A 7,078-nucleotide genomic window follows, 5' to 3' on the forward strand; every position below is an offset into this window, starting at 1 on the left:
GTGGGGGGCTGGCCGGTCACGCGGCCGCACCGGCGGCCAGAACCCGGGCTGCGGGCCGGGGCGGGGTGTCGCGCTAGTGGCTCGAATTCCGCGTCCACCCACGCGGTGTGCACGCCCGGGTTGCCGGTGGCGATCCCGCGTTTGCGGCCCCGGCTCTTCTGAACATGAATCGTCTGGGGTCGGCCCGTCATCGCGCCACCGGGCGAAGTAGTACACCGCCGAGCGGGTGGCAGATCATGCGGCAGGTACTCCCATCAGAAACCGCATTCAGCTGGGTAGAGAGCGGAGCCTGTGGACATGGTGACCGATGGCGTTTGACTGAGTTGGATGAATGCGGCACCGGAGGCGTCGGCGGTCAGGGTGTCGATACGTACCGTCGAAGCAGGTTGCGGGAACAGCGGGGTGTGTAGTTCGGCCTCGGTCGGCGTATGGAAGGGTGCGCCTTCGAGGACGGCGAGTGCGGACAGGATGCCGTCGGACTGGGGCTCGGTCTCCTCGATGGTCAGTCGCCAATGGAGCCCTGCATCTGCCAAGAGCCACTTGCCTTCATTGCCATAGGCGAGGAGAGCGCGCTGGCGGCTGCGGATTTGCCGCGCAATGGCGCAGCAGAGCGGGACGTCGGTGTCATAGGGCGTGTTCACGCGGTCGTGGCCGGCGAATGGGTCGAAGTTCAGTGCATCGAACAGGAGACCGAGGGCTGCGTCTTTGATACGTGGCCGCTGGCCGTGTTCGACGAGTTCCAGCAGGATCGGTGTCGCTGCGTAGGCTGCGGGGAACAGCGTCCCGGCGTGGCCGTTGATGAAGCCGCGGCCGGCGAGGTGGGCTGTCGCGTCGCCTGTTTGGTGTGCGGTGGTGGATATCGTGAGCAGGCGCAGTGCGTGAGCCACATACTCAGGATCGTCCCACTCGTGCCCTGTTGGGTTGGGAATCGCCGACCAGTCCACAGCGTCGATGGCGTCAAGGGACACGCCCGCATTATGCCGGATCGGTCCGGAACGGACAGGGCTGAGAGAGTTGTTGGTAATGGAGAAGTTCCCCGTCCGGCAGTTCGGCGAGCGGGACCATCGAATCGACCGGCCGGAAAAATGGGAGCCCCGGCCCCTGGAGATTCCAAGGGCCGGGGCTCCCATGCTGCCGGTCGGAGAACGTCAGTGCTTCAGGGACGCCACCAGGGCTGCGAACTCGTGCCGGTCAACCAACAGCTTGGGCCCGTCCGGGTCCTTGCTGTCGCGGATGGCGATGAGTCCGGGGGGCGGACGCCAGTTCGACGCATTCGCCTCCGGTGTTGCCGCTGTGACTGCTCTTGCGCCAAGTGGTGGTGTTCACGTCCATAGCGCTCCCGTGTTGGTTGGGGAGTGTCAGTGCTTGAGGGTTGCCACTAGGTCTGCGAAGTCGTCGCGTCCGATCAGGAGTTTGGGGCCGTCTGGGTTCTTGCTGTCGCGGATGGCGATGAGTCCGGGGGCGGAGGCCAGTTCGACGCATTCGCCTCCGTTGCCTCCGCTGTGACTGCTCTTGCGCCAGGTGCTGGTGTTCACGTCAGTGCTTGAGGGTCGCCACTAGGGCTGCGAAGTCGTCGCGTCCAATCAGGAGCTTGGGGCCGTCTGGGTTCTTGCTGTCTCGGATCGCAATGGTTTCGGGGGTGGATGCTAGTTCCACGCACTCGCCTCCGGTGCCAGCGCTGTAGCTGCTCTTGCGCCAGGTGGTCGTGTTCAGGTCCATAGGTCTGCCTGCACCTTTCGGATGGCATCGAGCGACTGATCTACCGGGAGGGCAAGGCCTCGCACCTCTCTGAGCGCCTTGCGGATGGAGGCCAGTTCGTCGTACGCCTCCACACTGACTCCGCGTGCCGGGCTCTCGAAGTATGCGACCTCTCGCATGTCCTCCATAGTGGCGATCGTAAAGGAACTGGCGTTCCCGAGGTGATCGCCGCGCATCTTCACGACTTGGACCGTCACGCCGAGTGCCGCCGGGGCTTCGATGAGGCGATCGAGCTGGTCGTGCATGATCTGCGGGTTTCCGACTTCGCGCCTCAGCACGCCCTCGTCGATGAGGAACGTGCAGCCGGGCGGCGGGGGGTTCTCGCGGGTGAGGATGCTCTGCCGGGCGATACGGTCTTCGACCTTCGCCTTGTCGCCGTACAGCAGGACTTCGGCGTAGGCGGGGGTCTGGAGTAGGCCGTGGACTAGGGAGAGGCTCCAGGAGGTCAGTTCCTCTGCCGTCTCCTCTATGGGGAGCCACTCGTACCAGGTCGGGAACTCGGCGCCCTTGACGAGGTCCTCCCACAGCTCGACCAGCTCGCCGTTCGTCTCGAGCTCGCGGTCCATGGTCTCGGCGAACTCGCGGGTGCAGCGCGTCCTGCCGGTCTCGATCTGGCCGATGTACTGGGGTGTGACGCCCTCTCCGTCACGGGCTCGGCGTGCGACGTTCTCCTGACTCCAGCCCTTGGCCTCGCGGAATCGGCGGAACCGGCGCCCGAAGGCGACCAGGCTCGGGCTGACCTTCGCTCTCGATCGTCGAGGTGCCATGGGCGCATGGTCCCCCAACCCTGACACAAGCCGCCACCAAGTTCAGAGATTTGGTCAGGACTAGTTTTCAGGCTTTCACCTGCGCTTCGTGACGCTGTGCACTTGTTCGGTGGCTCAATTGGCGACGTCCAGTCGGAGACGCTTTGAGAGGTCGCAGGCCATGTCATCAGCATCGCTTGCCCACGAGGTTCCCCCGCCGCTTGTGCTCGAACCCACTGACCGGGCGCCGCTGCTTGCGCGGCGGTTTCTCGCCGAGTGGTTCGCGAAGTGGGGGATCGAGGACGACGACGTCGGGCGGCTCGTGGTGTGCGAGCTGGTCACCAACAGCTACCTGCACGGGAAGGGGCAGATCGTCGTCCGGGTGTTCCGCGACGAGCGCGACGGGCGGCCCGTGGTGGAGGTGTGGGACGCCGGGGAGGAGCGGCCGGAGATCCAGCCCGAGGACACCGGTGCCCTCACCGGCCGGGGGCTGGTGCTCCTGGCCGAGCTCGTCCACGACTGGGGCGTCCGGCTTCTCAACGAGGGTGGGAAGGTCGTATGGGCGACGCTTCGCTGACCGGCTACCACGTCCGCCGGACGCTCCGCTTCCGGCTGCTGCAATGGCGTACCGAACGGAACCGCGACACGGCGGTGCGGTATCTCGATCTGCTCGCGGTCGCGCTTGAGGGGCGCGGGTGGCGGTGCGTGAAGACGTACCGGCCGGAGGTCGTCCCGGTTCGGACGCCGCTGCTGCGGGTCTACGGGGCCGACCGCGCCGCGACCACGTTCACCGTCGTGGCCGTGCCCGGTGGCGGGTGGGCGTTCCATGAGGCCCCTCGCGGGCGGGGCGGGTTCCTGTGCCAGTGCGGAGGCGACATCGAGTTCGCCGCGCAGGTCATCGACCGGTTCCTGCGGGACCGGCCGCTGTGAACGAGCGCGTCACGCTGCTGTTGCTCCTTCACCTGTTCCCCGAGTGGACGATCATGCGGGACGGCGCGGGCGTGTGGCGGGGCATCGGCCGCATTCTGATCTCGGCGTCCGATCTGGACGGGCTGCTGGAGTCGCTTGCGGTCGCCGATCCCGACGCCACGCGGCGTGCCGTCGCGCTGTTGGCGGAGAGCAAGTGACTCAGGACGGGGTCAGGTGCTTTTCCGCGGGTTCTGGGGTCGGTGTTGGGGTGCGGGGTTTCAGGTGCAGGTACGTCAGGGCTGCGGCCGTCATGGCGGCGGGCCAGATCAGGTAGCGGCCTGTCATCAGGAGTAGTGCCGCTACTGCGAAAAGTGCTGCGAATGCTGAGGCGCGGGCGCGGGTGTGGCGCGGGAGTAGGCGGATGGCCGCTGCCACGCCTATGGCGTAGACGGTGACGAAAGAGCCTGTGGTCAGGAGTACCAGGGGCTCTGGGCCTAGGCCGATGGCGGCTACTACGGCAAGAGCCAGGAATGACATCGCGGACGCGACAGCCAGGCTTCGCCTGGGGACCTGGCCCGCGACGCTGCCGCGTGCCAGCCAGGACGGCAGTGCGCCGTCCCGGCCCAGGGCGGCGCCCAGCTTGGCCGCGCCCGCGTAGTAGGCGTTCATCGTCCCCATGGTCAGCAGGACGGCGGCCACGGCGGCGGGCCAGCGGGCGCCGCCGCCCAGGCCCTGGGCCATCAGGGCGCCGAGCGGGGCGTCGGACGTGGAGGCGGCGGCGCCCAGGACGCTGATGATCGCGAAGGCCACCAGGAGGTAGAGGACGCCGACCACGCAGACGGCGGCGGCGGTGGCGCGGGGCAGGTCGCGGGACGGGTGGCGGAACTCGGCGGCCAGGTGGGTGATCGCCTCCCAGCCCGCGAAGCTCCACACCAGGAGGGTCGCGGCCGATCCGATCGCCGTCCAGCCGTGGGGTGCGAAGGGGGTCAGGTTGTCCCAGCGGGCGTCGGGGAGGGACAGGGCGACTGAGAGGAGGAGAAGGGTCACCAGGAGGGCCGCCAGGACGAGCTGGAACCTTCCCGATATGCGGAGGCCCGCCATGTTCGTGGCCGTGACCACCGCTAGTAGGGCGGCGGCTGTGAGGAACGTTGTCGTCTTGCCGCCGCCGGTGGCGGCCGCGACGTAGGCGCCGCCGAAGAGGGCCGCGGCGGGGCCGCCCGGCGGGATCGCGAAGTAGAAGCACCAGCCGACCACGGCTGCGGCGCGGTCGCCGAACGCCAGGCGCGCGTAGGTGGACACCCCGCCCGCGTCGGGATGGCGGGCGCCCAGGGCGGCGAACGCGGCCGCCAGCGGGGCCGAGATGATCACCAGGGCCAGCCAGGCGAGCAGGGAGGCCGGGCCCGCGGCGTCGGCCGCGAGGGCGGGGAGGGCGATCACGCCCGTGCCGAGGACGGCGCCCACGTACATGGCGGTGCCCTGGCCGAGGGTGAGGCGGCCCTTGGAGTTCGTCACGGGACTCAGCGTCGGCGGTGGCGGAACCGATCACTAGTGGCAGAAACGTCCTTGTCCGTAGAATTCCTGCCATGAGCGGACATGTCATTGGGTTGGCGGTGACGCCCGGGACGCCGGTGTTCGAGCTGGCCATCCCGTGCGAGGTCTTCGGCACCGACCGGAGCGACATCGTCGACCCCTGGTACGAGTTCTGGCTGTGTGCTGGTGAGCCGGGGGCGCTGCCGTCCAGTGCTGGGGTGAGCCTGTATGCGTCCCACCGGTACGAGGATCTGCTCGATGTGGACACTGTGATCGTTGCCGGGCTGGCCCGCCATGCCCAGCTCGCGCCGCCGCCGGAGCTCGTCGCGATCCTGCGGGAGGCGGCCCGGCGCGGCAAGCGGATCGTGTCGCTGTGCACGGGTGCGTACGCGCTCGCGGCGGCGGGCCTGCTGGACGGGCGCCGCGCCACCACGCACTGGATGAACGCGACCGATTTCGCGCACCGGTTTCCTCGGGTGCGGCTCGATCCGGCTCCGCTCTACATCGACGACGGCGACATCATTACTACGGCCGGGTCCGGTGCGGCCATCGACGTCTGTCTTCATCTGGTGCGGGGTGACCACGGGGCCGCGGTGGCCAACGAGATCGCGCGGCGGATGGTCGTGCCGCCGCACCGGGACGGCGGGCAGGCGCAGTACACCAAGCCCGTCGTCACCGCCGAGAAGAGCGACGACCTGGCGCCCGTGCTGGAGTGGGCGCGGGAACGGCTGCATCAGCCGATCACCGTCCCGGAGCTGGCCCGGGTCGCGCATCTGAGCGAGCGGACGTTCGCCCGCCGGTTCCGCGACACGCTCGGCATCACGCCGCTGCAATGGCTGCTCCAGCAGCGGGTCAGGCTGGCCCAGGAACTGCTGGAGACGACGGACAGCCCGATCGAGGAGATCGCCCGCAGCACGGGGTTCGGGAACGGGGTGAACCTCCGGTACCACTTCGCGCGGGTCGCCGGGGTCTCCCCGCAGTCCTACCGGCACGTGTTCCGGTTCCGGGCCGCCCGGCAGCCGGTCTAGCCAGGGGGAATGTCGAGCGTCTTCGGGCGGGCGTCGGGGTAGTCGGAGAGCCAGCGGAGCAGGGTCGTGTTGCGCTCCACGACCGGCTTGTACAGCTCATGGAACGTCCGGTGCAGGATGTCGATCTCGCTCGTCGGCATAGTGGCGGTCCGCCAGCGCAGGACGCGGTAGGCGTCGGTGGCGCGGCCGGCCAGCGCGACGACGGTGATCCCCTCGCTCGGGACCCAGGTCGGCGACGCGAGCGTGATGGCGAACCCGGCGGAGACGAACCCGACCATGCTGTTGAAGTCGACGCCCGCGTAGCGGAACCTCGGCGTGAACCCGGCGGCCTCGCACGCGGCGCGGAGCATGGCGGTGCCGCCGTCGTCGCCGCCCTGCGGCGGGATCCACGTCTCCCCGGCCAGGTCGGTCAGGCTGACGCGGCCCCGCGACGCGAGCGGATGCGCGGACGCCAGCGCGATCCCGCACGGCTCGATGGTGATGACGCGCTCGGTCGTGCCGGGCGGGCACGGCGGCGCGTGGTGGTCGGCGACCCGTCCCATGAACACCACGTCGGCCTGGTCGTTGGCGAGGAGCTGGGTGAGGACCGCGCCGGAGTAGTCGAGGGTGGTGCTGACGGTCCGGTGCGGCATCTCGGCTTCGAGCTTGCGCAGCCACTCGCCCAGCAGGACGTGCGGGTGCGTGCCGAGCCGGATGCCGGTGCGGGGGCCGCCGCCGGGGACGGTGGCGAGCAGGTCGTCCATGTCGGCCAGCACGCCGCGGGCGCGGGCCAGGACGTGCCGACCCAGCGGGGTGGGCGTGATGCCCTGCGAGTCGCGGTCGAACAGCGGACCGCCGAACGCCTTCTCTATGCGGCGCAACTGGTTGCTGAGCGTCGGCTGGGAGACGCCGAGGCTCGCCGCGGCGCGCGTGATGCTACCTGTCTCCGCTAGCTGGCAGAGCACCCTTAAATGCCGCAGTTCCACCTGCATAGCCGCGAAGCTATGCCCAAGTGGCAGGGCCCGCAAGCGTTCCGCAGATGTCACTCTCATTTTCGCAAGGCACGACAAACCGTCCACCAGCTCCTGGCGCCCCGCCCTCCGCAATCTCCTGCCCCCTGCCCGATCT

10 protein-coding genes and 1 pseudogene are annotated in these 7,078 nt (G+C 69.1%); 4 read left to right on the forward strand and 7 right to left on the reverse strand.

Annotation, left to right across the window (positions count from 1 at the left end; all coding sequences use genetic code 11):
- Window positions 1–254 precede the first annotated feature (254 nt).
- The 5 genes and pseudogenes from E1264_RS37890 to E1264_RS37910 all read right to left on the reverse strand — a co-directional run bounded on the left by E1264_RS37890 (window position 255) and on the right by E1264_RS37910 (window position 2,525).
- Complete coding sequence (locus E1264_RS37890; RefSeq protein WP_132181606.1) at window positions 255–968, reverse strand: hypothetical protein; 714 nt, start codon at window positions 966–968, stop codon at window positions 255–257.
- A 180-nt stretch (window positions 969–1,148) separates the two neighbouring features.
- Window positions 1,149–1,332: pseudogene (locus tag E1264_RS37895) on the reverse strand (DUF397 domain-containing protein).
- A gap of 26 nt (window positions 1,333–1,358) precedes the next feature.
- Window positions 1,359–1,535 carry a DUF397 domain-containing protein gene (locus tag E1264_RS37900; RefSeq protein WP_132181608.1) on the reverse strand — a complete coding sequence of 59 codons (177 nt, stop codon included), beginning with the start codon at window positions 1,533–1,535 and terminating at the stop codon, window positions 1,359–1,361.
- 1 nt (window position 1,536) lies between these two features.
- A complete protein-coding gene (locus E1264_RS37905) occupies window positions 1,537–1,719 on the reverse strand; it encodes a DUF397 domain-containing protein (protein WP_132181610.1) in 183 nt (60 codons plus the stop codon).
- Complete coding sequence (locus tag E1264_RS37910) at window positions 1,710–2,525, reverse strand: helix-turn-helix transcriptional regulator (protein WP_132181612.1); 816 nt, start codon at window positions 2,523–2,525, stop codon at window positions 1,710–1,712. The genes E1264_RS37905 and E1264_RS37910 overlap by 10 nt, the downstream gene beginning before the upstream one ends.
- 202 nt (window positions 2,526–2,727) lie before the next feature.
- On the opposite strand from E1264_RS37910, the gene E1264_RS37915 reads away from it, so the two are divergent.
- From E1264_RS37915 to E1264_RS37925, 3 genes are read left to right on the forward strand one after another with little or no spacing between them, the layout of a single operon-like run.
- Window positions 2,728–3,081 (forward strand): ATP-binding protein, encoded by a 354-nt coding sequence (locus E1264_RS37915; RefSeq protein ID WP_165964587.1) that lies wholly within the window; start codon window positions 2,728–2,730, stop codon window positions 3,079–3,081.
- Window positions 3,063–3,434, forward strand: coding sequence for a hypothetical protein (locus tag E1264_RS37920; protein ID WP_132181616.1), 372 nt, complete (start codon window positions 3,063–3,065; stop codon window positions 3,432–3,434). Before E1264_RS37915 ends, E1264_RS37920 begins: the two co-directional genes overlap by 19 nt.
- Entirely contained in the window at window positions 3,431–3,631 is a 201-nt protein-coding gene (locus tag E1264_RS37925) for a hypothetical protein (protein ID WP_132181618.1), read from the forward strand. Before E1264_RS37920 ends, E1264_RS37925 begins: the two co-directional genes overlap by 4 nt.
- 1 nt (window position 3,632) lies before the next feature.
- Here E1264_RS37925 and E1264_RS37930 read toward each other — a convergent pair whose 3' ends face one another.
- Complete coding sequence (locus E1264_RS37930; RefSeq protein WP_207936783.1) at window positions 3,633–4,925, reverse strand: amino acid permease; 1,293 nt, start codon at window positions 4,923–4,925, stop codon at window positions 3,633–3,635.
- A 71-nt stretch (window positions 4,926–4,996) separates the two neighbouring features.
- Here E1264_RS37930 and E1264_RS37935 point away from each other — a divergent pair, with 71 nt between their 5' ends.
- Window positions 4,997–5,971 (forward strand): helix-turn-helix domain-containing protein, encoded by a 975-nt coding sequence (locus E1264_RS37935; RefSeq protein ID WP_132181620.1) that lies wholly within the window; start codon window positions 4,997–4,999, stop codon window positions 5,969–5,971.
- Here the strand turns inward: E1264_RS37935 and E1264_RS37940 are convergent.
- Window positions 5,968–6,942 carry a LysR family transcriptional regulator gene (locus tag E1264_RS37940; RefSeq protein WP_165964588.1) on the reverse strand — a complete coding sequence of 325 codons (975 nt, stop codon included), beginning with the start codon at window positions 6,940–6,942 and terminating at the stop codon, window positions 5,968–5,970. The genes E1264_RS37935 and E1264_RS37940 overlap by 4 nt on opposite strands.
- Between the last annotated feature and the right edge of the window lie 136 nt (window positions 6,943–7,078).

Source organism: Actinomadura sp. KC216 (assembly GCF_004348535.1).
Classification (GTDB): domain Bacteria; phylum Actinomycetota; class Actinomycetes; order Streptosporangiales; family Streptosporangiaceae; genus Spirillospora.